We start from the raw sequence: 25,259 nt of genomic DNA, 5'->3' as shown, positions 1-25,259 counted from the left end.
TCCGTCCTGCCATGTTCTTCATCGTCCCTTCTCCGCCCTCATCAGGGCAATCAGGACTCTAAAACAACCCGGACCGGCTCACGGGGGACACGCCAAGTTCGCGCAACCCCGATCGGCTGTCGAAGTATGGGTGGTCGGCGCAGGTGACTCCGGTGGCGATGGATGTGGACGATGCCGACTCGGTGCGCCACGCCCTCGGCGACTGCAGCGCCGACGGCACGATCGATGCCCTCTACTATCTGGTGCACGGAATCGGTCAGGCCGATTTCGCCGACGCCGACAGCAACGCCGCCCGGCACGTCGCCGAGGCCGCCCGGGACGCGGCGATCCCGCGGATCATCTATCTCGGCGGTTTCGTTCCCGACGACGATGAACTGTCTGATCACCTCCGGGGTCGCGCGCAAGTGGGAGAAGGACTTTCGATCGAGAACGGCCCCGAGCTGGTGTGGTTGCGGGCGGCGGTGATCCTCGGTGCCGGCTCGACGTCGTTCGAGATCATCCGCTACATCGCCGACCGCCTTCCGGTGATTCCGGAACCCTCCTGGCTACGGAACCCGATGGACCCGATCTCCGTCCGCGACGTGGTGCACTATCTCGTTGCGGTGGCCGATCCGGCGGTGCCGCCCGGCGCCTACGACATCGCCGGACCCGACACCGGTGAGTACAAGACCGTACTCGACCAGTATCTGCGTGCGGTGCGGATGCCGCGGGTGCGGATACCGATGCCGCGCATCAGTACCCGTCTGGCGGGTAGGGTCGGTGGCATCGTCACTCCAGCACCCGCCGCCCTCACCGAGGAACTGGTCACGTCACTCGACCACCCGATGCGTGCGTCCGAACACCGCATCCGTGAATTCGTGCCGCCTCCGCCGGGTGGGCTGACCGGGATGCGCGACGCTGTGGCCGCGTCGGTGGCCTCACCGTCGCCACGTGGCGTATGCGAACTCGACGATCTGCATCATCTGGCCGACACCGACCCCGATTGGGCGGGTGGGGACTGGCTCCGCGCGCGGCGCGCCGCATGCGGCGCGGCCTCGAGCGCGGTCTCGATGGTGCCAGGACTCGGGGGTGCGCTCACCCGGGTGCGCGCCATGGTGGGTCTCGGCTGACCCGATGTCGGTGCAAGACGGCATGGTCGCCGCGGTGTCGGCCGACCGCAACGCAGGTCAACCCGTCTATTCGACGCGTCGCCGCGTCGGGGTGGGCGTCGTGCTCGTTGCCGGTGCGGTGGTCCTGGGAGTGTCGCTGTCGGTATCTCCCGGTGATACCGCCTTCTATCCGCTGACCTTCGGCCTGGCCGCGGTGTGGATCGTCGGCGCGTTGATGACCGGGCCGCTGAGAGCCGGAACGTTCAGTCCGTCGAGTTCGGCGCGGGGCACGGTGGCCGGAGCCGCGGGACTCGGAGTTGCTGCGGGGGTGGCGATGGGCGCGATCTTCGTCATCGGCGCGCTGCTCACCAGACTGATCCCGGCGCTGAGCGACCTGGTGAACCAGGTCCTGGCATTCGCCGATTACGGCAGCCTGCCCGTGGTGGTCGCGATCACGCTGATCAACGCGGTCGGCGAGGAGATGTTCTTCCGCGGCTCGGTGTACTCGGCCGTCCGACCCCACCACCCCGTCGTGGTGTCCACGGTGATCTACGTGGCCGCCACACTCGCGAGCGGGAACGTGATGCTCGGGTTCGCCGCGGTGCTTCTCGGTGCCCTGTGCGCGCTGCTACGGCGCTGCACGGGCGGGGTGCTGGCGCCGGTCTGCACACATGTGGTGTGGTCGGCGATCGTCCTCGGAGCACTGCCGAGGCTCTTCGGGTGAGGTGATCCCCACTCCCCTGGCGAAGCCATTTTGAGTGTTCACCCACTCACCCGCTACATTCGTGTGTTGGTGCGCCCACTCTTCAGAGTGGGGCACACCGGCGCGTATAGCTCAGCGGTAGAGCTCTGGTCTTACACACCAGCGGTCAGGGGTTCGAATCCCTTTGCGCGCACTCATTGACGTATCCCAACTCGAGCGTGCCCAAAAACCCGTCGAGCGTGCCCAAAATCCCGTCGAGCGTGTCCACTTCCACGTCGAGCGTGCCCAAAAACCCGTCGAGCGTGCCCAAGATCCCGTCGAGCGTGCCCTCGCAGACGATGCCACCGGCCGTGGTGCGCAGCACAAGGCATGGCCCCCTGCCCGTGTTGTGCATCATCACCGGTTGGTGTGCGATGTGAAGGGCGCCTGGACACGTGCTCCGCTCGTCAGCGGCACCGGCGGCAAAGGAGCGAGATGAACACCGAAAGCACCACCGCACTCGGCGCAACACCAGTCTCGGGCGGCACTCATTTCGCGGTGGCCTCAGGTGGAGATGCAGTGTGGCTGTGTCTTTTCGACGACACCGACACCGAGACCCGCCTCGCACTCACCGACAGGGACGGTGACCTGTGGCACGGATTCGTCCCAGGAGTCGGCGCGGGGCAGCGGTACGGATTCCGTGTGGAGGGACCCTTCGACCCTTCCCGCGGTCTGCGATACAACCCGGCAAAACTCTTGCTCGATCCCTACGCCCGGTTCATCGACGGAGCCGTGCGGTACGGGCCCGAAGTACTCGGACACGACGTCGACAACCCGCGCCGCCCCAGCGCGCTGGACTCGGCCGGGCACGTGCCGCGGAGCGTCGTCATGCCCATGCCGCCCACCGGCGGGCGCCCTGCCGGCGTGCACCGACGGCCGGCGGCCGACCTGATCATCTACGAGGTTCATGTACGCGGCTTCACCGCAACCCATCCCGACATTCCGGCGCCGCTACGCGGAACCTATGCCGGGCTCGCTCATCCCGCAGCCATCGACTATCTCACCCGTCTGGGCGTCACCGCGGTGGAACTCCTGCCGATCCACCACAACGTGCCCGAACAGACGCTGGTGACTCGTGGGCTCACCAACTATTGGGGCTACAACACCATCGGTTTCCTTGCGCCGCACGCCCCGTACTCCGCGGCGGTCCGCGCCGGACGCAACGACGAACTGCTACTCGAGTTCCGCAGCATGGTCGACGGTCTGCACGCCGCAGGGATCGAAGTGATCCTCGACGTGGTCTACAACCACACCGCCGAAGGCGACGACACCGGCCCCACACTCTGCCATCGCGGCCTCGACAACCGTGGCTACTACGTCCTCGACCCGGACGACCCGGCCAGATACCTGGACACCACAGGCTGCCTGAACTCGGTCAACATGACCCACCCCACCACGCTCCGCCTGGTCGCCGACTCGCTGAGGTTCTGGGCGCGGGACATGGGAGTCGACGGCTTCCGATTCGACCTCGCACCCACCCTGGCACGCCACGGAAATCCTTACGGCGGTGGAGCATTCGATCGCTCGGCAGCATTTCTACAGGTGCTTTCGCAAGATCCGATCCTGTCGCAGGTGCGCCTCATCGCCGAGTCATGGGATGTCGGGCAGATGGACAGTTACCAAGTGGGCGCCTTCGGCCCCGGCTGGAGCGAGTGGAACGACCGCTATCGCGACACGGTGCGCGATTACTGGCGCAGCCACGAGGGCAGACTCGCCGACCTGGCGACAAGGGTGAGCGGCTCGACAGACATCTTTCTCGCTTCCACCTCGACCGGTGACGCTGCCGCACGACGCCGCGGCGGATCGGTCAACTTCGTCACCGCCCACGACGGCTTCACCCTGCACGACCTTGTCTCATACAACCGAAAACACAACGAGTCCAACGGCTTTGACAACACGGACGGGAGCGACCACAACCGTTCGTGGAACTGCGGAACCGAAGGGTCCACCAGCGATCCGCAGATCAACCTATTGCGGCGTCGACAAACGCGCGCGTTCCTGACCACCCTCATCGTCTCCGCGGGAATCCCGATGCTGCTCGGTGGCGACGAACGAGGCCGGACCCAGCGGGGAAACAACAACGCCTACTGCCAGGACAACGAGACCACCTGGTTCGACTGGTCGGCGGACGAAGAAACCGACGCACTCGTCGAGTACACCGCGAACCTGATCGCATTCCGAGCAGCACATCCACACCTGCGCAGGCTCTTCGACATCGCCCGGTCAGATGCCGCACCGCGGTGGTTCACACCTGCCGGAGAGCCGATGACCGCTCCGGACTGGCACGACCGCGCAGCGCGGTCGGCCGCATGGCTCATCGACCCCGCACCGACATCGGACACTGGCCCCCACCGGATTCTCGTGTTGTTCAACGCGTGGTGGGAGCAGTTGGACTTCGTCATTCCGACCGAGTTACGCACTCACACATGGACGGTGGCACTCGACTCGTATGAGGTCGAGACCCGTCAGGACACACCCCGGTGCGACAGGACGGACACGTGCCTGGTGGGGCCACGGTCGGTGATGGTTCTGACCTCTCCGGCACAGTGAGACCGTCTCGGTGAACGGTCTGCGACCTCAGGCCGGAGCTACCGCTGCCAGCGCTTCGTCCCACTGCTCCCGCTCACGCGATTCGCCGGGGCCCATGATGTCGGAGAAGATGATCCGTCCGTCGGTGCCCACCACGAATGTTCCGCGACGGGCGAATCCGCGCTCTTCGTCGAAGACACCGTAGCGGCGCGCGACCTCGCCATGCGGCCAGAAGTCCGAGAGTATCGGGAACAAGAAGCCTTGCGCAGACGACCACACCTTGTGCGTGGGTGGCGGTCCGATCGACACCGCCACCGTGGCCAGGCTGTCGTTGACGAACTGAGGGTAGTGGTCGCGGATGAACCCCAACTCGCCCTGGCAGGTGCCGGTGAAGGCGAGCGGGAAGAACACGATCATCACCGCACGACCGGCCGTCAACGCGGCGAGGGACACGCGCTGGTTGTTCTGGTCTCGCAACTCGAAGTCGGGGGCGAGGTCACCAGAACCGATTGACCGGCACTCGTTACGGATTCCGGCATCGACCGAGGCGCTCGACATCACCTCGTCGTTCATGCCCGTTTGCCGGAACGTGTCTTCGGTTGCACCAGACGCGAACCCGACCATTCGCCCAGACTCACGACGTTCGTCTGGGTCAGGCCCGCCGTCGGCGCGGCCTCCGCGATCTCACTGGGGTCCACGTGCCCGGGTTTTCCGGTCTTGGGCGAAATCACCCAGACGAAGCCGTCGTCGGCCAGCGGAGTGATCGCGTCCATCAGCCGGTCCACCAGGTCACCATCGTCGTCGCGCCACCACAACACCACGACGTCGATGACGTCGTCGGCGTCCTCGTCGAGCATCTCGGCGTCGATTGCGTCCTCGATGTCGGCACGCAGATCGTCGTCGGTGTCCTCGTCCCAGCCGAGTTCCTGCACCACCATCCCGGGCGAGATCCCGAGCTTCGGGGCACTGCTGCCCTCGGGGCCCTGGCCCCCTTCGGCGGCTACCACCGCGTACGACCTCCTGCTGGTGTCATGAAATTCTGTGACCGTTCGACTGTCAGCTTACGAAACAGCCTAGAGACTCACAGTGCAACACGGATAGCGCGTCGCGACAACATCGGCAGGATTCATCCGCCCGGCGTGGGCGCCGTCGATGTACCCGGCGTGGGCGCCGCCGTCGATGTACCCGGCGCGGGCGCCGTCGATGAGCCCGGCGCGGGCGCCGTCGATGTACCCGGAGACGACGGGGTGGGCGAGGCCGGTGTCGCCGGCGGGGCCGGCAGGTAGGTGGCACACGCGTCGAGCAGGGCACGCCGGTCCCGCGTCCACGCTGCCGCGGCACCGTTGAGGCCCGTCATCTCCCGGCGAGCGATGACGTCACCGAGCCGCGCGGTGGAATCCAGGAACGTCTGCGTCGTCGCACCGAGCTCAGCCGGCACGGCAGCGGTGAGCTCGGCGCGCACCATGTCGCCCCCGGCGATCAGGCTCGCCCTCGCCTTGTCGTCGAGATCGCCGAGTTTGTCGTACGACTGCACGGTGTTGAGGCGCTGCACGAATGCGTTATAGCCGCGCAGCATCAACACCATCGACGTGGTCGCAACTCGGCACACCTCGGCGGCCGCGGTGTTGGTTTGCGCCACGCGTGACACCGAGAGTTCCGACTGATAGGCGGCAACTTCTCCAGGCTTGACCACCGCGTGTCCGGTCACTCCGGCACACGCGGTGACGCTCGCCCCCAACAGCGCGAGCGCACAACCCGCACCGACCACCCGGCCGATCGTCGTCGACCACGGGCGGCCGCGAGGCAGCCCGCGACCACCTTGTTGTCCCGTGCTCGGCATTCGCCCCCCTACGCACCAGTAACAAACACCGAAACGCTACCCCAGTCCGACCAGCACAGTCATCAGCCTTGTGTTCGGCGGTGCCAAGCGGGGTCGTATGGGGCACGATGTGAGGTGACGGCGCAGTCCACACCACACCGCTGTCACATGTTCGTCGGACGCCGGCCACCACCGTGGGCGGCCTATCGAGGGAGTACACACACCGTGACCGATCAACGTACCGAGGCCGCACCCACTGCGACCGGCGCATCCACGAACGGCGCGGCGCGTGCGAGCAACAACGGTCACCCGACAACCAGGGTGCGGGTCATCCGCGAGGGTGTTGCGTCCCACCTTCCCGACATCGACCCCGACGAAACCGCCGAGTGGCTCGCGTCGTTCGACGGATTGGTCGAATCGGCCGGCCCGGCTCGCGCCCGCTACCTGATGCTGCGCATGCTGGAACGCGCGAGCGAGCAACACGTGTCACTGCCGTCGCTGACCTCCACCGATTACGTCAACACCATCCCCACCGACCTCGAACCCTGGTTCCCGGGCGACGAGACCGTGGAGCGTCGGTTCCGCCGCATCCTGCGCTGGAACGCCGCCATCATGGTGCACCGCGCCCAGCGTCCCGGCGTCGGCGTCGGCGGGCACATCTCCACCTACGCCTCGTCGGCAACCCTCTATGAAGTGGGCTTCAACCACTTCTTCCGCGGCCCCGACCATCCCGGCGGCGGCGACCAGATCTTCTTCCAGGGACACGCATCCCCCGGCATCTACGCCCGCGCCTACCTCGAGGGACGCATCGACGAGAAGCGGATGGACGGCTTCCGTCAGGAGCACAGTCACGCCGGCGAGGGCGGGGGGCTTCCGTCCTACCCGCACCCCCGCCTGATGCCCGACTTCTGGCAGTTCCCCACCGTGTCCATGGGCCTGGGCCCGATGAACGCCATCTACCAGGCGCGCTTCAACCACTACCTGCACGACCGCGGCATCAAGGACACCTCCGATCAGCATGTGTGGGCGTTTCTGGGCGACGGCGAAATGGACGAGACCGAGTCACGCGGTTTCGCCAGCTTTGCGGCCACCGAAGGCCTCGACAACCTCACCGTCGTCATCAACTGCAACCTGCAGCGCCTCGACGGCCCCGTACGCGGCAACGGCAAGATCATCCAGGAACTCGAGTCGTTCTTCCGCGGCGCCGGCTGGAACGTCATCAAGGTGATCTGGGGCCGCGAGTGGGACAAGCTGCTCTCCGCCGACCGCGACGGCGCGCTGGTCAACCTGATGAACATCACCCCCGACGGCGATTTCCAGGGCTACCGCGCCAACGACGGCGCGTTCATCCGCGAACACTTCTTCAACCGCGATCCGCGGACGAAGGAACTCGTCAAGGACATGACCGACGCGCAGATCTGGGAACTCAAGCGCGGCGGCCACGACTACCGCAAGGTCTACGCGGCCTACGCATCGGCCATGGCGCACAAGGGTCAACCCACGGTGATCCTCGCCCACACCATCAAGGGCTACATGTTGGGTACCCACTTCGAGGGACGCAACGCCACCCACCAGATGAAGAAGCTGACCCTCGACGACCTCAAGGCCTTCCGCGACAGTAACCGCATCCCGGTCACCGACGAGCAGCTCGACGAAAACCCTTATCTGCCACCCTATTACCACCCCGGACCCGACTCGGACATCATCCAGTACATGATGGACCGTCGCCGCGACCTGGGCGGTTCGTTGCCTGCCCGGCGCACCAAGTCCAAGGTGCTGAAGCCGGACATGACCCAGGCGCTGAAGACCTCGGGCAAGGGCTCGGGCAAACAGCAGGTGGCCACCACCATGGCGCTCGTACGCATCTTCAAAGATCTGTTGCGCGACAAGGAGATCGGCAAGCGCATCGTGCCGATCATCCCGGACGAGGCGCGCACGTTCGGCATGGACTCGTGGTTTCCGACACTCAAGATCTACAACCACAACGGCCAGCTCTACACGTCGGTCGACGCCGATCTGATGCTCGCCTACAAAGAGAGCCACGAGGGCCAGATCCTGCACGAGGGCATCAACGAGGCCGGCTCGGCCGGCTCGTTCGCCGCGGTGGGTACGTCGTACTCGACCCACGACGAACCGATGATCCCGCTCTACATCTTCTATTCGATGTTCGGGTTCCAGCGCACCGGAGACAGTTTCTGGGCGGCCGCCGACCAGATGGCACGCGGATTCATCGTGGGTGCCACTGCGGGCCGCACCACCCTCACCGGCGAGGGCCTGCAACATGCCGACGGGCACTCGCCGCTGCTGGCGGCCACCAATCCCGGTGTGGTGGCCTACGACCCGGCATTCGCCTTCGAACTCGGCCACATCATCGCCGACGGCATCACCCGGATGTACGGCGACGAGCCGGAGAACATCTACTACTACCTCACGGTGTACAACGAGCCGATCGATCAGCCTCCGGCCCCCGACAATCTCGACGTGACCGGCGTCCTCAAGGGCATCCACCGATTCCGGCCCGCGCCCGAGGGCAAGAAGTTCCCGGCCAACATCCTCGTGTCGGGAGTGACGATGCCCGACGCGTTGCGCGCGGCCGAGTTGCTCGCCGACGAGTGGGATGTGGGCGCCGGCGTGTACTCGGTGACCTCGTGGGGCGAGCTCGCGCGCGACGGTGTCGCCGCCGATCGCGCGGAGGTTCGTGAACCCGGCCGGACACGGCCGAAGCCGTATGTGACCGAGGTTCTCGAACAGACGTCGGGGCCGTTCGTCGCGGTCAGCGACTACATGCGTGCGGTGCAGGAGCAGATCCGCGCCTACGTACCGGGCACCTACCTGACGTTGGGCACCGACGGGTTCGGATTCTCCGACACACGGCCTGCGGCGCGGCGCTTCTTCAACGTGGATGCGCAGTCCATCGTCGTCGGGGTGCTGGTTGCCCTGGCCCGCGACGGGCACATCGGCCACGAGGTGGCGCAGCGGGCCGCCGAGAAGTACCAGATCACCGACGTGACCGCCGCCCCGAAACAGACCAGCGATCCCGGCGTCGCCTGAGGTGGCGTACGGGTGAGGTCGCACGCTCTACATTGAAGAGATGTCCGACGCCCGGCTGAACCTGACGCCCCCGAGCACCGATGTGTTCGGCGCTCGGGGCGCCCACGTTCCGGCGCCGGCCACGGTGCACGATGCGTTGCCCGACACCCTGCTGCGGCGGGTCAAGCAGTACAGCGGACGCCTCGCGACCGAGGCCGTGCATTCGATGGCCGACCAGCTGCCCTACTTCTCCGATCTCGACGCAGCCCAGCGCGCCAGCGTGCAGCTGGTGGTCCAGACCGCGGTGGTGAATTTCGTCGAGTGGATCCAGGACCCCGAAGGCAACGTCAAGTTCACCGTCCAGGCGTTTCAGGTGGTCCCCCAGGATCTCGCACGACGTATCACGCTGCTGCAGACCGTCGAGATGGTCCGCGTCGCGATGGAGTTCTTCGAGAAGTGGTTGCCGCTGCTCGCCCGCAACGACGCGCAGCTACGAGCGTTGACCGAGTCGGTGCTCCGCTACGGACGTGAGATCGGTTTTGCCGCGGCGTCGATCTACGCATCGGCCGCCGAATCCCGCGGCGCATGGGATTCGCGGCTGGAGGCCCTGGTGGTCGACGCGGTGGTGCGCGGCGACACCGGTCCGCAGCTGATGTCACGCGCCGCAGCGCTCAACTGGGATTCGGATGCGCCCGCAACGGTCATCATCGGTGCGCCCCCGCCCGAGCAGAACGTGTCGGTGCCGCTTGCGATCCACAACACTGCCAAACAGTACGACCGTGCGGCGTTGTCGGTCGTGCAGGGAACCATGCTGGTCGCCATCGTCAGCGGACCCATCCGGGCCGAGGAGCGGTTCACCACGGATCTGCTCGAACATTTCGCGCCGGGGCCGGTGGTCATCGGTCCGACCGTGCCCAACCTCGGCGGAGCGCACGCGAGCGCCACAGAAGCCATGGCCGCCATGGCGGCGGTTGTCGGCTGGCCCGGCGCCCCCCGGCCGGTGCACAGCCTCGAACTACTCCCCGAGCGGGCGCTCAACGGCGACACGTCGGCGACGGCGACATTGATCGACTCCCTCGTGCGCCCGCTGGCCAAGGGAGGAGCCACCCTCAACGCGACGCTGCAGTCCTATCTGGACTCCGGTAGCTCCGTCGAGGCATGCGCGCGGGAACTGTACATACATCCAAATACTGTTCGTTATCGACTAAAAAAAATCATGGAGATCACCGGACGTGATCCAACTAACCCTCGCGACGCCTACATCTTGCGTGTCGCCTCCACAGTCGGACGTTTGACACACTCTGGGAACGAATCATGATCAGAAACCACACCAATCACACCCGTTTCAGCCTCACTTTGGCGTTGTTCCTGCTAGTCGGCATTTAGACACTTTTGTGTAACGAATCTCGGAGTGATGACGATGCAGGTGCGGTCGCGATCACCTTTGTAGGAAACCTACAAAAGTGGTCCTCAAGGTTCATGGACCTCTACACCCACATCCGGCGACGAAACAGTGTTCTCTAATCAACGTGCTTTCGTTGCTTGCGCCCGGACAGGGCTCACAGACACCCGGAATGCTCGAGCCGTGGCTGGATCATCCAGGCGCTCGCGATCAGCTCGCGCTGTGGTCGAAACTGACGCGCCTGGACCTCGAACGGCTCGGGACCACCGCCACCGCCGAGGAGATCACCGACACCGCGGTGACCCAGCCGCTCGTGGTGGCCGCCGCACTCCTCGCGTTCAAGGCTTACGCCGACACCACCACGTTGCCCGACGACGTGATCGTGGCCGGGCACTCGGTGGGAGAACTGGCCGCTGCGGCGGTGACCGGCGTCATCAGCGCCGACGAAGCCGTCACGCTGGCCGCCGTGCGCGGGGCGGAGATGGCCAAGGCGTGTGCGCTGGCCCCCACCACGATGGCTGCGGTACTCGGCGGCGACGAGACCGCCGTCCTCGCGCGACTCGACGAACTCGAGCTGGTTCCCGCCAACCGCAACGCCGCGGGCCAGATTGTCGCCGCGGGTGCGGTCGAGGCCATCGACGAGCTCATCGCCAGCCCGCCGGAGAAGGCACGGACCCGCAAGCTGGCCGTGGCAGGCGCGTTCCACACGCACTTCATGGCACCGGCCCAGCAGGCCGTCGCCGCCGCGGCAGCCAAGATCACCCCCGCCGACCCCAGCGGAATCCTGCTGTCGAACTCCGACGGTCAGCCCGTCCGGAGTGGCGTCGAGGCACTGGACAAGCTGGTCGCGCAGGTCACCCGACCCGTTCGCTGGGACCTCTGCTCGGCGTACATGCGTGATGCGGGCACAGATTCGATCGTCGAGTTGCCGCCGGCCGGAACGCTGGTGGGCATCGCCAAACGCGAACTCAAGGGCACGCCGACCGTCGCACTCAAGACACCCGAAGACCTCGCGAAGATCTAGAACTTGGACAGCGGTCACGGCCACGCCGACGACCCCCGGAAGACCGGAACACCGGTTGTCCAACCATCCGCACCACGGATGCTCCGGAAGTCAACAACAGCGAATTCGAAGAAGGGAACCACACAGTGGCTGCCACCCAGGAACAACTCATCGCCGGCATCGCCGAGATCATCGAAGAGGTCACCGGCATCGAGCCGTCCGAGGTGACCATGGAAAAGTCGTTCGTCGACGACCTCGACATCGACTCGCTGTCCATGGTCGAGATCGCGGTCCAGACCGAGGACAAGTACGGCGTCAAGATCCCCGACGAGGACCTCGCCGGCCTGCGCACCGTCGGTGACGCGGTGTCCTACATCCAGAAGCTCGAGGCCGAGAACCCCGAAGCCGCGGCCGCCATCCAGGCCCAGGTCGAGGCCGACCAGAAAGCCGGCTCGTGACGGAATCGCTTCGCGACTATTCCACGCTGGGGGGTAACTTCCCCAGCGTGGTGGTCACGTCGATGGTGGCCACCACATCGCTCGGCGAGGATCTCGACTCCACCTGGAAGCGACTGATCGCCGGTGAGTCCGGCATCCGGCTGCTGACCGACGATTTCGTCACCCAGTACGGCGAACTCCCCTGCCGCATCGGTGGTCGGATGCTCAAGGATCCGGCCGAAGAGGTCACCCGCATCGAGGCGCGCCGCATGGCCTACGTCGAGCGGGTCGCCCACGTGATGAGCAAACGTCTCTGGGCGCAGGCCGGCGAGCCGGAGGTCGACCAGGACCGTCTTGCCGTCGTCATCGGCACCGGTCAGGGTGGCGGCGACGCCATGGTCGACAACGTGAAGGCGATCGAGCAGTCCGGGAACTACCGCAAGGTGTCTCCGCTGGCCGTGTCGATGGCCATGCCCAACGGCCCCGCCGCCGTCGTCGGCCTGAACGTGGGCGCGCGGGCCGGTGTGATCACCCCGGTCTCGGCGTGCTCGTCGGGCGCCGAGGCGATCGCGCACGCGTGGCGCCACATCGTCATGGGCGACGCCGACATGGTGGTGTGCGGTGGCGTGGAAGGTCACATCGACGCGATCCCGATCGCGGCGTTCTCCATGATGCGTGCCATGAGCACCCGTAACGACGATCCCGCGGGCGCCTCACGCCCGTTCGACAAGGATCGCGACGGATTCGTGTTCGGCGAGGCAGCGGCCATGCTGATCATCGAACGTGAGGAGCACGCCAAGGCACGCGGGGCGCACATCCACGCCCGGATTCTGGGTGCTGGAATCACCTCGGACGGCTTCCACCTCGTTGCCCCCGACCCCAGCGGTCAGGGCAATGCGCGTGCGATGAAGCGGGCGGTGCAGACCGCGGGCCTGCAGCCCTCGGACATCCAGCACATCAATGCGCACGCCACCTCAACGCCCATCGGTGACACCGCCGAGGCTGCGGGCATCAACGCGGCGATCGGTCAGCATGCGGCCGTCTACGCGCCCAAGTCCGCTCTCGGTCACTCGATCGGCGCGGTCGGGGCGCTGGAGTCGGTGATCACGATCAAGAGTGTCGAGGAAGGTGTCATCCCTCCCACGCTGAACCTGGAGAACCAGGACCCCGAGTGCGATATCGATGTCGTGCACGGGGAGGCGCGGTACGGGCAGATCGACTACGCCCTCAACAACTCGTTCGGATTCGGTGGCCACAACGTGGCCCTCGCGTTCGGTCGCTACTGATTCACCATCCCGACATTCAGGAAGAGACGGCGCGATGACCACATTGGCACCGATCACCGGTCATGAGGATTCTGTCGACCCGCGCGATCCGATGCTGCGGCTGACCAACTTTTTCGACGAAGGTACGGTCTCGCTGCTGCATCCCCGCGACAAGTCGGGCGTGCAGGCCGCGATCGGGCTGGTCAATGGGGTCCGCACCGTCTCTTTCTGCACCGATGGCACCGTGATGGGCGGTGCCATGGGTGTGGTCGGGTGCGCCCACATCGTCAACGCGATCGACACCGCCATCGCCGAGCAGGCACCGGTGGTCGGCATCTGGCATTCGGGCGGTGCCCGGCTGGCCGAGGGTGTCGAAGCCCTGCACGCCGTCGGCGGAGTGTTCGAGGCGATGGTGCGGGCGTCGGGGTACATCCCGCAGATCTCGGTGGTCGTCGGATTCGCCGCGGGCGGTGCCGCCTACGGCCCGGCGCTCACCGACGTCGTCATCATGGCTCCTGCCGGACGGGTGTTCGTGACCGGTCCCGATGTCGTCAAGAGTGTCACCGGCGAGTCGGTCGACATGGAATCGCTGGGCGGTCCGCACACCCACGGCAAGAAGTCGGGCGTCAGCCACATCACCGCCGATTCCGAACCGGATGCGTATTGGCGCGCACGACGCCTCGTCTCGACGTTCGGGCGACAGGGTCACGTGGATCTGGAGCAGGCGCGGGCCGGGGACACCGACCTGCAGGCACTGTTGCCCGAATCGGCCCGCCGCGCCTACGACGTGCACCCGGTGGTACACAATCTGCTCGACACTCAACTCGCCGCCGACGGCGAGACGGAGATCTCGACATTCGAGGAACTCCAGGCCAAGTGGGCGCCGAACATCGTCGTCGGTTTCGGCCGGTTGGCCGGCCGCAGTGTGGGCGTCATCGCCAACAACCCGCTGCGTATGGGTGGCTGCCTGAATTCGGAGAGCGCCGAGAAGGCGTCACGGTTCGTTCGCCTGTGCGACGCCTTCGGGATTCCGCTGGTGGTCCTCACCGACGTTCCCGGGTACCTCCCCGGAGTCGGGCAGGAGTGGAACGGCGTCGTGCGACGCGGCGCCAAACTGCTACACGCCTTCGCCGAGTGCACCGTCCCGCGCGTCACCCTGGTCACCCGCAAGATCTACGGCGGCGCCTACATCGCGATGAACTCGCGGGCACTGGGCGCCACCGCGGTGTTCGCGTGGCCCGGTTCCGAGGTTGCGGTGATGGGCGCCAAGGCAGCCGTGGGCATCTTGCACAAGAAGGCTCTGGCCGCCGCACCCGACCACGAACGCGAGGCACTGCACGACCGCCTCGCGGTCGAGCACGAGGCCATCGCGGGCGGCCTCGGGCGCGCGCAGTCGATCGGCGTGGTCGACGAGGTGATCGATCCGGCGAAGACGCGCAGCATCATCGCCGAGGCACTCGCCGCGGCACCGGCGCGACGTGGCCGGCACAAGAACATTCCGCTGTGACCGGTTCATGCGATAGCTGACCGCACAGCGATTCGGCCCCGGCAGTTGACTGCCGGGGCCGAATCTCGTTTCGGTGGTTGATGATCGGAGGGGCTCAGCAACCGCCGCAGGGGTGTTTATCCGGTGCGCTGCGCCAGCCAGGTCACCTCGGCCCCGGCGCCACCCATGCGGTAACGCTCCAGCGCGGTGTCCCACGCGGTGCCGAGTGCGGCCTCGAGTTCGCCGGCCAAACCCACACTGTCGGGTTGCGCGGCGATCATCGAGCGCAACTGCATCTCCCCGATCACCACGTCGCCGTTGGCGCTCGTCGAACCGCGCCACAGTCCCAAACCCGGTACGTGGCTGAATCGTTCACCGTCAACCCCGTCGCTGGCGTTCTCCGTCACCTCGAATCGCAACACAGACCATTCGCGCAGCGCGTTGACGAGCCGTGCCGCGGTGCCCACGGGCCCCACCCAGTCGACGGTCGTGCGTTGCATGCCGCGTTCGGCCTCTTGCGCCGACCATTTCAAATTGGCCCGCGCATTCAGGGTCGACGACAGCGCCCACTCCACATGTGGGCACAATGCCGTCGGCGCGGAGTGGATGTACACCACTCCGGTTGTCATGTCCGCAAACTGATTCAGGTTGCGCACCTTGTTCACCTCCGTTGTCGACGAGGAACGTCTTCCCCAACACACCTCGCGACAGCGGATTATCACACTCGTGTGATTAATTGTGCCTCATGTTGTACGTGTTGCGCTAGTTTCTGGGGTGCATTCATGAAACTGGTGTGAGTAACCGCTAGTCGTGCAGGCTTTCCACGACGGTGTCGTTGAAATCGGTCCACAGCGGTTTGGCCCAGGCGCCGAAGGGACGATCGGTCAGTACGACGCACGCCGCGCCGATCTGCGGGTCCACCCACAGGAACGTCCCGGACTGCCCGAAGTGCCCGAACGTCGACGGCGAATTGCGTGTCCCGGTCCAGTGCGGCGACTTGTGCGAGCGGATCTCGAAGCCCAGTCCCCAGTCGTTGGGTCGATGCTTGCCGTACCCCGGCACAAAGCCGTCGAGTCCGGGAAACCACACACTGGTCGCCCGCGCGATCGTGTCCGTTGAGAGCCCGGTCGAGACCATCAAGTCCTGGGCGAAGCGGGTGAGGTCGCGCACCGTGGAACGCGCACCGTGACCGGCCGGACCGTCGAGCGAGGTGTCGGTGAGACCGAGTGGCGCGCACACCGCCTCCGACAGATATCCCGCGAACGAGATGTCGGTGGCCTGCTCCACGGCCTCGGCGAGTACCTCGAATCCCGCACTCGAGTAGATCCGCTTCTCCCCGACCGGCGCCTGCACCTCGCGGCTGTCGAAGGCCAAACCCGACGCATGCGCGAGTAGATGGGCGATGGTGGCGCCGGGCGGACCGGCCGGGTCGTCGAGGGTGATCGCCCCCTCCTCCACCGCAACGAGAACCGCCTCGGCCACCAGTAGTTTGGTGACCGAGGCGAGTTCGAAGACGCGACCGACGTCACCGTACTCGACGACGCCGCCGGGGGAGATCAGGGCTGCGGCGGCATTGTCCACCGGCCAGCCGGCGAGTTCATCGAGAACGGACACGTGGCATCACATTACCGGCCCCGCCGCTCGCGGCGGTGCGATCACCCGGCCGATGCGTGTCAGTGATCCTCGTCGGTGTAGCGGATGACGCCACGAATGTTCTTGCCGTCGAGCATGTCCTGATAGCCCTGGTTGATCTGATCGAGGCGGTAGCGCCGGGTGATCATGTCGTCCAGATTGAGCTTGCCCATCTTATACATCGACAGCAGTTGCGGGATGTCGAGCTTGGGGTTGGCGCCACCGAAGATGCTGCCCTGCAGGTTCTTCTGCAGCAGCGTCAGCATCGCCAGGTTGAGAGTCACGTCCGTCTCGAGCATGTTGCCCATGCCGGTCAGCACGCAGGTGCCGGCCTTGGCGGTGATGGCCATCCAGCTGTCGACGTCCTTGCCGTGCACCTCGCCGACGGTCACGATGACCTTCTGACACATGCCACCCTGGGTGACTTCGGCGATTCCTCCCATGGCCTCCTCGATGGACGCGAAGGTGCGGGTGGCCCCGAACTTCATGGCCTGCTCGCGTTTCCATTCCACCGGGTCGACGGCGAACACATTGCGCGCGCCGGCGATCACCGCGCCCTGCAGCGCGGCGGTACCCACGCCGCCCACGCCGACGATCGCGACATCCTCGCCGGGACGCACATCACCGCTGCGCGTCGAGGAACCATAGCCGGTGGGCACCCCGCAGCCCACCAAGGCGGCCACCTCGAACGGGATGTCCTTGTCGATCTTCACCACCGACGCCTCGTGGACCACCATGTACGGCGAGAACGTGCCGAGCAGGGTCATCGGATAGACGTTTTCACCCGCGGCCGTGTGGATGCGGAAGGTGTGATCGGAGACCGCCTCGCCTTGAAGAAGCATGGCGCCGAAGTCGCAGAGGTTGGCCAACCCGCTCCGACACGAGGGGCACTTGCCGCACGACGGGATGAACGAGAGCACCACGTGGTCGCCGACCGCGAAATCGGTGACACCCTCACCGATCTCCTCGATCACACCGGCGCCCTCGTGTCCACCGAGGATCGGGAATCCGGCCATCGGGATGCCGCCGGTCATCAGGTGGTGATCCGAGTGGCACATGCCGGCCGCTTCCATTCGGATCTTGATCTCGTGCGCCCTGGGGTCGCCGATCTCGATCTCCTCGATCTCCCACGGCTTGTTGAGTTCGCGCAGCAATGCACCCTTGGTCTTCATGCAGGCCCTCCCGCTTGTCCGACGTGCCCACCACTCGGCGTCGACGACACCCCGGGCACCTGACTGAGACCCTAGTCACTTTTCCAAGGAAATGGAACGTGTTCTAGTTCGACGGCGAGTGCCGGTCTGCGAGGCCCTTGTCTTTGCTGCCGAAACGTTCGCGCAACCGGGGCTTGACCACCTTGCCGCCCGCGTTTCGCGGCAATTCCTCCACGACGACAATCTCCGCGGGGTGCTTGAACCGGGCCAGGTTCTCATTCAGATGGGGACGGAGGTCGTCGATGACGAGCTCCTCGCCGTCGTCGGTCACCACCACCGCGACGGGCACCTCTCCCCAACGTTCGTCGGCGCGCCCGATCACCGCGGCCTCGCTGATCCGTGGATGGGCGTAGAGGACGTTCTCCACCTCCGAGCAGTAGATGTTCTCCCCACCGGAGATGATCATGTCCTTGGCGCGGTCCACCACGTAGAGGAAGCCTTCCTCGTCGCGACGCACGAGGTCTCCCGAGTGGAACCAGCCGCCACGGAAGGCGTCACCGGTGGCCTCGGGATTGCGCCAGTACCCGGCCATCAGGTTCGGTCCGCGGTAGACGATCTCCCCCACCTCACCGTCGGCGACATCGTTTCCGGCCGGGTCGACGATACGTGCGGTGACCGCAGGCACCACGCGTCCGATCGACCCCAGTTTGCGCAGCGAGTCCTTTCCCTCCAGCACGCAGGTGATCGGTGACATCTCGGTCTGGCCGAACACCGCGACGTTCAGTGCATCCGGAAAGGCCTCGCTCATGGCGCGGAGCACGGTGTCGGATGCGGGCGCTGCACCCCACATGATGGTGCGGAAGCAGACGTCACGCGGCCTCGACAGCTGGGCGGCGCACACGGCTTGCCATTGTGCGGGCACCAAGAAGATGGATGTGATGCGCTCCTGTTCGCACATGTCGAGCATGGCGTCGGGGTCGAAGGCACCCAACGGATGGATCACGGTCAGCGCACCCATGAAGAACGACGGCGCCATCGCACCGAGGCCCGCGATGTGGAACAGGGGCGCCACGCCGGCGGAAACATCGTCTGATCGGGTCTGCACCGCCTGCAGACACGTCACCGCCTGGGCCTGCATATTCGTGTGGGTGAGCATGGCGCCCTTGGGTTTTCCGGTGGTGCCCGAGGTGTACATGATGAGCGCCACCGTGTCTTCGGGAACGTCGGTCTCCGGCAGGTCGGCAGCATCCTCGGCAACCAGTTGGGCATAGTCAAGGCGAGCGGTGTCGAGGTGGTCGGGGCCGGCCGGACCGCCTACGACGATCACCCGGTCGATCCCGGTGGTGGCCGACACCACGGCATCGGCCAGCGGGGTGAGCACCGCGTCGGTCACGATCGTCTCGGCTTCACTGTCGGCCACCAGAAAAGCAACCTCCGCCGGACTCATCCGGACATTGACGGGCACCGGAATGGCACCGATCAGGTTGGCGCCCAACACCACTTCCACATACTCCGGGCGGTTGAGCATCAGCACCAGAATCCGGTCGCCGAACCTCACTCCCCGCCGGTGCAACGCCGCGGCAAATGCGCGGGTCCGTTGATCGAGCTGCGCCCACGTGGTGACCTCTCCGAGGTATTTCAGTGCCGGGGCGTCGGGAGTCATGAACGCGTGACGGTTCACCTGGTTGTTCCAGTGGTTGCGTCGCGATCGGAGCGGTTCGGTACCGAGGTCGTGCGCAGTTGCGGCGGTGGTGGCGGTCATCGGGATCTCCTCCGTGTGTCTGTGTCGGTTCCGGATGTGTCGGCCCCGGATGTGTCGGCCCCGGATGTGGCTGTGCCGGCGAAATGCGCCATCACCGTGCGGAATTCGGGCGACTGGAGCAGTTCGGTCTGCCCGGTCGTCTCGCGTTCGAGCGCATCGCCGAATCCCGCCATCGTGGTCGCGTCGACGGCGCGTTTGGCCAGGCGCAGCGCCGCGGGCGGTGTGTTGACCAGCTTGCGGGCTGCGTCATCGACGGCGAGGTCGAGGGCGGCTCGATCGGCGACGAGCGCACTGACAAGGCCCGCCCGATAGGCGTCGGCGGCCGGGAGCTTCTCCCCCAACAGGATCAGCCGGTTGGCACGTGCCCGGCCCATCGACGCCGCGACGGTCAGCGAGGCGCCACCGTCGGGCATCAGTCCGATGTTGATGAATGCGAGCAGGAAGTAGGAGCGTTCGGTGGCATAGACGAGGTCTGCGGCGAACGCCAGTGAGGCGCCGATCCCAACGGCAGGTCCGTCCACGGAGGCGATGACCGGCGCCTGCACCAGGCGTACCGCACGAGCGAGCGCTGAGCCTCCGGCGATCACCGCTGCCGCCTGTTCCTCGTCGAGTCCACCGGCCGGACCCGTGCGCGCCGTTGCGATGTCGCGGATGTCGGCTCCGGCGCTGAAGCTTCCTGCTGCGCCGTCGATCACCACCGCGCGCACGTCCTCACCGGTGCACCTTCGGGTCAGGAAGTCGATGATGCTTCGGCTCGCCACGGAGTCGAGCGCGTTCATCCGGCCCGGACGACAGATTTCGATGCGAGCGAGGCCGCGCTCGTCGACCCCGGTACGTACCCCATCCGACGTCTCGGCACTCGGCATCGGTCACCTCTGCCCTCGATCGCCGTCGCGTTGTCCGCGCGGCCTGCGCCCACTGTACCCACACCTGAGACGCAGATCACATTCCTGGGCGTACCGGGTCGGTGCGGGACCCTCACACCGCCGACAGGTCGTCGAGCAGCCATGTGCCGTCGCGTCGGACCAGGGTCAGCTTCACCCGCGACTGGTACGGAATACCTTGTGGCACTTGCGCTGCGATCTCCGATGAGGTCACCGTCTGGTCAAGTGCGACCAGTACAACAGCCTTGTCGGTGGTCATCGACTCGATTCCGGCGTTGTCGGCCTTGGCGGTGGATACGCCCTTCGCGTTTGCGTTGCCCTTACGGGCATCGGCGGACGAGGCGATGTAACTCTTGGCGAACTCCGGCGTGGAGATCTCGCGAATCCGACGGTCGAGGTCGGCATAGTTCGCCGGGTCGTAGCTGGTCAGCTGTACCGCGTATCGCTTCGCGGTATCCAGCACGGCGCGGCGGTCTGCGTCGGTGGGGCCGGCCGCCGCCACCCTGTCCTCGACACGTGCGTACTCGTAGGCCAGGACCGCGGTCGCGACCGCCAGGATCGCCACCAGAGTGACCAGCGAGGCGACAAGGACGAAGAGTCGGCGGCTGCCGGCTATGCGAAACCGGCGCCGCGGGCCGGCGTCGGCAGCGCCGTCGAGCTTGCGTGGCACCCTGTCGGTCTGAACCGAATCGTCCTCGACGCCGGTCCGGGTGCGCACTTTGGGCATCAACCCAATGTAGCGACCACTTCTGTGGCTTATGTCACCACCGCCGTCGCCGAATCGGTACGGTGAGGCCGTGCTTCTGTATTCGATGGGCGTGTCGGTGGACGGCTACGTCGCCGACCGACGTGGATCATTCGCGTGGTCGGCGCCCACCGATGAGCTGTTCGCATTTCACACCGCACGCATCCGCGAGTTGGGCGCCACCGTGCTCGGGCGCCGCTTGTACGAGGCGATGCTGGTGTGGGAGAACGATCCCGCGATGCGTCACGATGAGGCCAGCAATGAGTTTGCTGACCTCTGGAGCGCACTTCCGAAGGTGGTGTTCAGCCGCACGCTCGATGCGGTGCAGGGAAACGCGAGACTCGCGCGGGGTTCGGTGGCCGAGGAAGTTGCCGCCGTACTCGACGCGACCGACGCCGACGTCGAGATCGGCGGCGCGACGCTGGCCGGGCAGGCGCTCGAGCTCGGATTCGTCAATGAGCTGCGGATCTTCCGGTACCCCGTCGTGGTCGGGGGTGGAACACCGTTCCTCCCGCCGGTCACCTCCGACATCGCACTGGAGCTGATCGAGACCCGCGTCTTCCCCGAGCGGGTGGTCTACGAGCGTTACCGACGTGCCATGGGTTAAACTCCGAGACGTTCTCCGTCGGGTGCCGACGGAGGTGGCAACCTCGGGAGGTTTGAACCATGTCGTCGCGTTCACCGCTCTTCTACATCATTCCGGGACTGGTGATCGCGATGGGCCTCATCTTCGTCGCCGCCGGAATCGGCAACATCGCGAATTACGGTGGCGGCGTCGCGGCATGGTTGTACCTGATCTTCGGCCTGCTCGCCGCCGTTGTCGGTGCCGGTGTGATCGGTGTCGGCAAGGGCGGTTCCTGAACCACATCGGTGACAAGACGTGTCGGTGGCGATTGCCACCGCACCTGCGCCATCTGAAGACTTAGCGTGTAACAAGACCGCCTGACCTCAGGCGGTCTTGTTCTTTCGCGCGCCACACTTGCGGCCCATTTGCGAAGTTCAATGGCGCACCGAACCGAGCGATCAACAGCGCTGCCGATTTGCGCCACCAGAGGATGAGCGCACGGACGCAATTTTGTGCCTGAATAATTGCATTCTGCGTAACCTTCGCCACAGATGATGAGGTCCTTTTTCCCATATCGCCGATGCACAAAGGCGAGCTAGTGTGGTTCTAATGCTCGTGAAACATTTCGATTTGCGAGTATCGAAAAGGAGGGCGTGGTGACAACTCCCACTGTGCCGCCTGACTGGTATCCGGATCCTCAAAACCCCGACGGTGGCACTTACCGCTGGTGGGATGGACACCAGTGGACGAACAACACACACACGACCGTGTCGGCGCCGCCGCCGATATCGGTATCGCCCTTTGCCGAAACATCGTCGGTGAATCAATCGGCCCCGGAATCGCTCGCGCGGGACGGGTCGGACATGTCGCCAACACCCCTGCCCTCGCCTGTGGCCCCCAACTCGCCTGTGCCCCCCAAGAAGCGCAAGTGGTTGTGGTACGGCCTTGCCGCCGTGGCGGTCGCGGTCGTCGTCGGCGTTGTCATCGCGGCCGTCTCTGTGACAGGTTCGAAGCAGACAGATCGAGCAGGGGCGGTGGCAACAACAACAACTACCACTGTCGACCCCGCGGAGCAGTCACGACAACAGGCCGCGGCAGAATCTGCCGAACGCGAGCTCGAACAGCAGAGGGCGGAAAGCCTGGACAAAGCGACATACCAAACCACGGACTCGCGCGGCTGGCAGCTCATCGCGAAGAGTCCTGACTCACATGTCGGAGAAAAGTATGTGATTTACGGACGTGTCGTGCAAGCAGATGTCGCACTGGGGTCATCCGAGATTCGCGTCAATACCGACGGAGCCCAGGTCGACTATTACGACATGGACATCAACACAATTGCCAAGGCAGGTCTGGCATCTTTCGCAGATATCGTCGAGGACGATCTCGTGACGATGTGGGTAGAAGTCAAGGGATCAGAAACCTATGACACAACAATCGGGGGAAGCGTCACCGCTCCCGTTGTGGAGGTCAACATCATCGAAGTCACCGGTAACACCAAATAGCTTCACTTCCACACGCGCCGATCGAAAGACTCACCAGCCATGCGAACGCGGATCATCGTCTCGGTCGCCGCATTGGCATCGTGCGCGCTCGCCGGATGTGCCACCTCCACGGATGACGGCGCCACATCGTCGGTCTACTCGTCGACGAGTATCTCCGTGCCGGCTACCCCGAACGAGGTCAGCGGCACGATGGTGCCGGCACCGATAGTCGAGACAACGACCGAGACGACGACAGTTCCCAGCGGACCGGTCCACAGGCAGGGTGAACCGTGCATCGGCGCCGAGATCGGCGTACGTGCCAACGATCCCGATGGAAACGCGATCATTTGCGATAACTACATGTGGGCGCCTGACGTCGGACAGCGTCCATCAGATCCCTGGACCGAGGGACAGCGGAAATGGACAGAGTGTCTCCAGACCCACACCGCTGACCAGTGCCGCGCCGTGGACGGCGACGCGTCCAGTACCACCGCTGAGCCGCAAACAACCTCTACCGATACGGCAGAGACACCCGCTGGCTGATGGCGCTCCGCACCCGTCGGCTCGAGCTCATGATTGGCGGCTATTGCACGAATCTGGCAAGCGGCCGACGCCCGAAAGCAAAAAACCGCCTGTGACCAGGCGGTTTACTTGCTCCCCCAACTGGACTCGAACCAGTAAACCGGGCTCTATGGATTTGTAGCAGCGACCAGCGGGTTAGACGTCCTGACCTGCGATCAAGGCCGACAGTACACCAGCACCACGCGGAATGTCACGGAAGCCGATGTAATCTGATCTGGCACGTATCTGGCACGCCGACACACAGGAGCGACCGTGAGCAAACGCGGATTCGGGAACATCCGCCGGCTGCCGAGCGGGCGGTACCAGGTCCGCTATACCGGCCCCGACGGTGCCGAGCACAAGGCGCCGAAGACGTTCGGGGCGCGGATCGACGCCGAGGCGTGGCTGACAGACCGACGCCGCGAGATCGACCACGGCTTGTGGAACCCCACCGACGCAGACCAAGCCGAGTCCCCGATGTTCGAGCCCTACGCCGACACGTGGCTCCGCACACGGCTGGTGCGTGGCCGGCCGCTGAAGATCCGCACCCGCGATCACTACCGCTCGCTGCTCGACCTTCACCTGCTGCCGACGTTCAAGGCCAAGCGGCTCGACCAGATCACCCCGGCCGACGTCCGGAAGTGGCACGACCATCTCCTGCCTGACGCCCCGACGATGCGGGCTCACGCGTACTCGCTGCTGCGCACGATCATGACGAGCGCCTACAACGCCGAACTCATCACCGCGAACCCGTGCCGCGTCGAAGGTGCCGGGTCAGCACGCCGCCGATCGCGCACGGTGCCCGCGAGCATCGACGAACTCGCCACCGTCGTCGAGACCATGCCGCCTCGGTATCGGTTCATGGCGCTGCTCGCCGCCTGGTGCGCACTGCGCTTCGGCGAGCTGATCGAAATACGCCGACGCGACGTCACACTTGAGTACGAGACCGACGAGAACGGTGAGCGCCAGCTCGTTGGAGGCGTCGTGTCGGTGACCCGCGGTGCGGTGTGGGACGCGGAGGAATCTGCTTACGTGATGCAGGACTCGGCGAAATCGGACGCCGGCACCCGAGACGTTCACATTCCTCCGCACGTGCTCGCTGCCGCCGAGCGGCACCTTGCCGAGTACACCCGCCCGAAGGCGGACGCACTCCTGTTCCCCGCACCAGAGGGCGGATACCTCACGCCCACAACGCTTTACAGCTACTTCTACCCAGCCCGCAAGGCTGCGAAGCGCGACGACCTCAGGTTCCATGACCTCAGGCACACGGGCGCAGTCCTCGCCGCCGCCACGGGCGCGAGTCTCGCGGAACTGCAAGCGCGTCTGGGTCATTCGACCGTATCGGCGGCCATGCGCTACCAGCACGCCGCCAAGGGCCGCGACCGCAAGATCGCCGAGGCGCTGTCGAAGCTCGTAGACCCGGAGGAGACATAGCGATGGACCGAAACCGACGGGACATTGTCATCAGATGTGACCACGCGACACGCGGAGGACGGACCGATCTCGTCCAGAGGTTCACGTGGGACGAGGATCAGGCCCGCTGGGTGTACACCAGGGACGCGCGAACGCGCATGACCTGGTTACACGGCGACGAGGTAGACACGTGGACCATCCCTGAAGGCGAGCACGGAACGCGCCCGTTGCGGGTCCACCTTGAGACAACATGCCGCTGCCGCA

The 25,259-nt window shown here is 65.7% G+C and carries 22 protein-coding genes, 1 tRNA gene and 1 pseudogene; 14 read left to right on the top strand and 10 right to left on the bottom strand.

What is annotated here, in order from left to right:
* Positions 1 to 95: 95 nt before the first annotated feature.
* The 3 genes and pseudogenes from ACWDSI_RS17530 to ACWDSI_RS17520 form a co-directional block, all read left to right on the top strand.
* A pseudogene (locus ACWDSI_RS17530) lies at positions 96 to 1,109 on the top strand (NAD(P)H-binding protein); the annotation flags it as partial.
* Between the two features lie 4 nt (positions 1,110 to 1,113).
* Positions 1,114 to 1,812, top strand: coding sequence for a CPBP family intramembrane glutamic endopeptidase (locus ACWDSI_RS17525; RefSeq protein WP_449757289.1), 699 nt, complete (start codon positions 1,114 to 1,116; stop codon positions 1,810 to 1,812).
* Positions 1,813 to 1,912: 100 nt separating this feature from the next.
* A tRNA-Val gene (locus ACWDSI_RS17520) sits at positions 1,913 to 1,984 on the top strand.
* Here the strand turns inward: ACWDSI_RS17520 and ACWDSI_RS17515 are convergent.
* Positions 1,958 to 2,188: a hypothetical protein gene (locus ACWDSI_RS17515; protein ID WP_449757288.1), complete on the bottom strand. Its 231-nt coding sequence runs from the start codon at positions 2,186 to 2,188 to the stop codon at positions 1,958 to 1,960. The genes ACWDSI_RS17520 and ACWDSI_RS17515 overlap by 27 nt on opposite strands.
* A gap of 77 nt (positions 2,189 to 2,265) precedes the next feature.
* Here ACWDSI_RS17515 and glgX point away from each other — a divergent pair, with 77 nt between their 5' ends.
* A complete protein-coding gene (glgX, locus tag ACWDSI_RS17510; protein ID WP_449747217.1) occupies positions 2,266 to 4,380 on the top strand; it encodes a glycogen debranching protein GlgX in 2,115 nt (704 codons plus the stop codon).
* Between the two features lie 27 nt (positions 4,381 to 4,407).
* Here glgX and ACWDSI_RS17505 read toward each other — a convergent pair whose 3' ends face one another.
* The 3 genes from ACWDSI_RS17505 to ACWDSI_RS17495 all read right to left on the bottom strand — a co-directional run bounded on the left by ACWDSI_RS17505 (position 4,408) and on the right by ACWDSI_RS17495 (position 6,199).
* Positions 4,408 to 4,917 carry a peroxiredoxin gene (locus ACWDSI_RS17505; RefSeq protein WP_449747250.1) on the bottom strand — a complete coding sequence of 170 codons (510 nt, stop codon included), beginning with the start codon at positions 4,915 to 4,917 and terminating at the stop codon, positions 4,408 to 4,410.
* A gap of 11 nt (positions 4,918 to 4,928) precedes the next feature.
* A complete protein-coding gene (locus ACWDSI_RS17500; protein ID WP_449747218.1) occupies positions 4,929 to 5,366 on the bottom strand; it encodes a DUF3052 domain-containing protein in 438 nt (145 codons plus the stop codon).
* A gap of 119 nt (positions 5,367 to 5,485) precedes the next feature.
* Positions 5,486 to 6,199 carry a hypothetical protein gene (locus tag ACWDSI_RS17495; RefSeq protein WP_449747219.1) on the bottom strand — a complete coding sequence of 238 codons (714 nt, stop codon included), beginning with the start codon at positions 6,197 to 6,199 and terminating at the stop codon, positions 5,486 to 5,488.
* 147 nt (positions 6,200 to 6,346) lie between these two features.
* On the opposite strand from ACWDSI_RS17495, the gene aceE reads away from it, so the two are divergent.
* From aceE to ACWDSI_RS17465, 6 genes are all read left to right on the top strand, one after another.
* The gene (gene aceE / locus ACWDSI_RS17490; RefSeq protein WP_449757287.1) at positions 6,347 to 9,229 is read left to right on the top strand and encodes a pyruvate dehydrogenase (acetyl-transferring), homodimeric type; all 2,883 of its coding nucleotides are present in this window, start codon (positions 6,347 to 6,349) and stop codon (positions 9,227 to 9,229) included.
* 40 nt (positions 9,230 to 9,269) lie between these two features.
* Positions 9,270 to 10,526, top strand: a complete 1,257-nt coding sequence (locus ACWDSI_RS17485) for a PucR family transcriptional regulator (protein WP_449747221.1) — start codon at positions 9,270 to 9,272, stop codon at positions 10,524 to 10,526.
* A gap of 211 nt (positions 10,527 to 10,737) precedes the next feature.
* Positions 10,738 to 11,634 (top strand): ACP S-malonyltransferase, encoded by an 897-nt coding sequence (locus tag ACWDSI_RS17480; RefSeq protein ID WP_449747222.1) that lies wholly within the window; start codon positions 10,738 to 10,740, stop codon positions 11,632 to 11,634.
* 125 nt (positions 11,635 to 11,759) lie between these two features.
* Complete coding sequence (gene acpM / locus ACWDSI_RS17475; RefSeq protein WP_449747223.1) at positions 11,760 to 12,071, top strand: meromycolate extension acyl carrier protein AcpM; 312 nt, start codon at positions 11,760 to 11,762, stop codon at positions 12,069 to 12,071.
* A complete protein-coding gene (locus tag ACWDSI_RS17470; RefSeq protein ID WP_449747224.1) occupies positions 12,068 to 13,336 on the top strand; it encodes a KasA/KasB family beta-ketoacyl-ACP synthase in 1,269 nt (422 codons plus the stop codon). The genes acpM and ACWDSI_RS17470 overlap by 4 nt, the downstream gene beginning before the upstream one ends.
* Positions 13,337 to 13,370: 34 nt before the next feature.
* Positions 13,371 to 14,822, top strand: a complete 1,452-nt coding sequence (locus ACWDSI_RS17465; RefSeq protein ID WP_449747225.1) for an acyl-CoA carboxylase subunit beta — start codon at positions 13,371 to 13,373, stop codon at positions 14,820 to 14,822.
* A 116-nt stretch (positions 14,823 to 14,938) separates the two neighbouring features.
* Here ACWDSI_RS17465 and ACWDSI_RS17460 read toward each other — a convergent pair whose 3' ends face one another.
* The 6 genes from ACWDSI_RS17460 to ACWDSI_RS17435 all read right to left on the bottom strand — a co-directional run bounded on the left by ACWDSI_RS17460 (position 14,939) and on the right by ACWDSI_RS17435 (position 20,957).
* On the bottom strand, positions 14,939 to 15,457 hold the full coding sequence (locus ACWDSI_RS17460; protein WP_449747226.1) for a DUF3145 domain-containing protein: 519 nt from the start codon (positions 15,455 to 15,457) through the stop codon (positions 14,939 to 14,941).
* Between the two features lie 148 nt (positions 15,458 to 15,605).
* Positions 15,606 to 16,415, bottom strand: coding sequence for a serine hydrolase domain-containing protein (locus tag ACWDSI_RS17455; RefSeq protein ID WP_449757286.1), 810 nt, complete (start codon positions 16,413 to 16,415; stop codon positions 15,606 to 15,608).
* Positions 16,416 to 16,474: 59 nt separating this feature from the next.
* Positions 16,475 to 17,605, bottom strand: a complete 1,131-nt coding sequence (locus ACWDSI_RS17450; protein WP_449747228.1) for an NDMA-dependent alcohol dehydrogenase — start codon at positions 17,603 to 17,605, stop codon at positions 16,475 to 16,477.
* Positions 17,606 to 17,708: 103 nt separating this feature from the next.
* On the bottom strand, positions 17,709 to 19,346 hold the full coding sequence (gene fadD5 / locus ACWDSI_RS17445; RefSeq protein ID WP_449747229.1) for a fatty-acid--CoA ligase FadD5: 1,638 nt from the start codon (positions 19,344 to 19,346) through the stop codon (positions 17,709 to 17,711).
* Positions 19,343 to 20,212: an enoyl-CoA hydratase-related protein gene (locus ACWDSI_RS17440; protein WP_449747230.1), complete on the bottom strand. Its 870-nt coding sequence runs from the start codon at positions 20,210 to 20,212 to the stop codon at positions 19,343 to 19,345. Before ACWDSI_RS17440 ends, fadD5 begins: the two co-directional genes overlap by 4 nt.
* A 112-nt stretch (positions 20,213 to 20,324) precedes the next feature.
* Positions 20,325 to 20,957, bottom strand: coding sequence for a hypothetical protein (locus ACWDSI_RS17435; protein ID WP_449757285.1), 633 nt, complete (start codon positions 20,955 to 20,957; stop codon positions 20,325 to 20,327).
* Positions 20,958 to 21,027: 70 nt separating this feature from the next.
* On the opposite strand from ACWDSI_RS17435, the gene ACWDSI_RS17430 reads away from it, so the two are divergent.
* The 4 genes from ACWDSI_RS17430 to ACWDSI_RS17415 all read left to right on the top strand — a co-directional run bounded on the left by ACWDSI_RS17430 (position 21,028) and on the right by ACWDSI_RS17415 (position 25,016).
* Entirely contained in the window at positions 21,028 to 21,582 is a 555-nt protein-coding gene (locus ACWDSI_RS17430; protein WP_449747232.1) for a dihydrofolate reductase family protein, read from the top strand.
* 59 nt (positions 21,583 to 21,641) lie between these two features.
* On the top strand, positions 21,642 to 21,836 hold the full coding sequence (locus ACWDSI_RS17425) for a hypothetical protein (protein ID WP_449747233.1): 195 nt from the start codon (positions 21,642 to 21,644) through the stop codon (positions 21,834 to 21,836).
* Between the two features lie 360 nt (positions 21,837 to 22,196).
* Complete coding sequence (locus ACWDSI_RS17420) at positions 22,197 to 23,042, top strand: DUF2510 domain-containing protein (RefSeq protein WP_449747234.1); 846 nt, start codon at positions 22,197 to 22,199, stop codon at positions 23,040 to 23,042.
* 813 nt (positions 23,043 to 23,855) lie between these two features.
* Positions 23,856 to 25,016, top strand: a complete 1,161-nt coding sequence (locus ACWDSI_RS17415) for a tyrosine-type recombinase/integrase (RefSeq protein ID WP_449757284.1) — start codon at positions 23,856 to 23,858, stop codon at positions 25,014 to 25,016.
* Positions 25,017 to 25,259 lie beyond the last annotated feature (243 nt).

Source organism: Gordonia sp. NPDC003429 (genome assembly GCF_053588575.1).
Note: the sequence above shows the minus strand (reverse complement) of the source record. Positions and strands in the feature narration are given on the sequence as shown.

Coding starts and splice junctions, on each gene's coding strand:
- ACWDSI_RS17525 (WP_449757289.1), top strand. CDS start 1,114: ATGTCGGTGCAAGACGGCATGGTCGCCGCGGTGTCGGCCGACCGCAAC.
- ACWDSI_RS17515 (WP_449757288.1), bottom strand. CDS start 2,188: ATGATGCACAACACGGGCAGGGGGCCATGCCTTGTGCTGCGCACCACG.
- glgX (WP_449747217.1), top strand. CDS start 2,266: ATGAACACCGAAAGCACCACCGCACTCGGCGCAACACCAGTCTCGGGC.
- ACWDSI_RS17505 (WP_449747250.1), bottom strand. CDS start 4,917: ATGTCGAGCGCCTCGGTCGATGCCGGAATCCGTAACGAGTGCCGGTCA.
- ACWDSI_RS17495 (WP_449747219.1), bottom strand. CDS start 6,199: ATGCCGAGCACGGGACAACAAGGTGGTCGCGGGCTGCCTCGCGGCCGC.
- aceE (WP_449757287.1), top strand. CDS start 6,347: ATGTTCGTCGGACGCCGGCCACCACCGTGGGCGGCCTATCGAGGGAGT.
- ACWDSI_RS17485 (WP_449747221.1), top strand. CDS start 9,270: ATGTCCGACGCCCGGCTGAACCTGACGCCCCCGAGCACCGATGTGTTC.
- ACWDSI_RS17465 (WP_449747225.1), top strand. CDS start 13,371: ATGACCACATTGGCACCGATCACCGGTCATGAGGATTCTGTCGACCCG.
- ACWDSI_RS17450 (WP_449747228.1), bottom strand. CDS start 17,605: ATGAAGACCAAGGGTGCATTGCTGCGCGAACTCAACAAGCCGTGGGAG.
- fadD5 (WP_449747229.1), bottom strand. CDS start 19,346: ATGACCGCCACCACCGCCGCAACTGCGCACGACCTCGGTACCGAACCG.
- ACWDSI_RS17440 (WP_449747230.1), bottom strand. CDS start 20,212: ATGCCGAGTGCCGAGACGTCGGATGGGGTACGTACCGGGGTCGACGAG.
- ACWDSI_RS17435 (WP_449757285.1), bottom strand. CDS start 20,957: ATGCCCAAAGTGCGCACCCGGACCGGCGTCGAGGACGATTCGGTTCAG.
- ACWDSI_RS17425 (WP_449747233.1), top strand. CDS start 21,642: ATGTCGTCGCGTTCACCGCTCTTCTACATCATTCCGGGACTGGTGATC.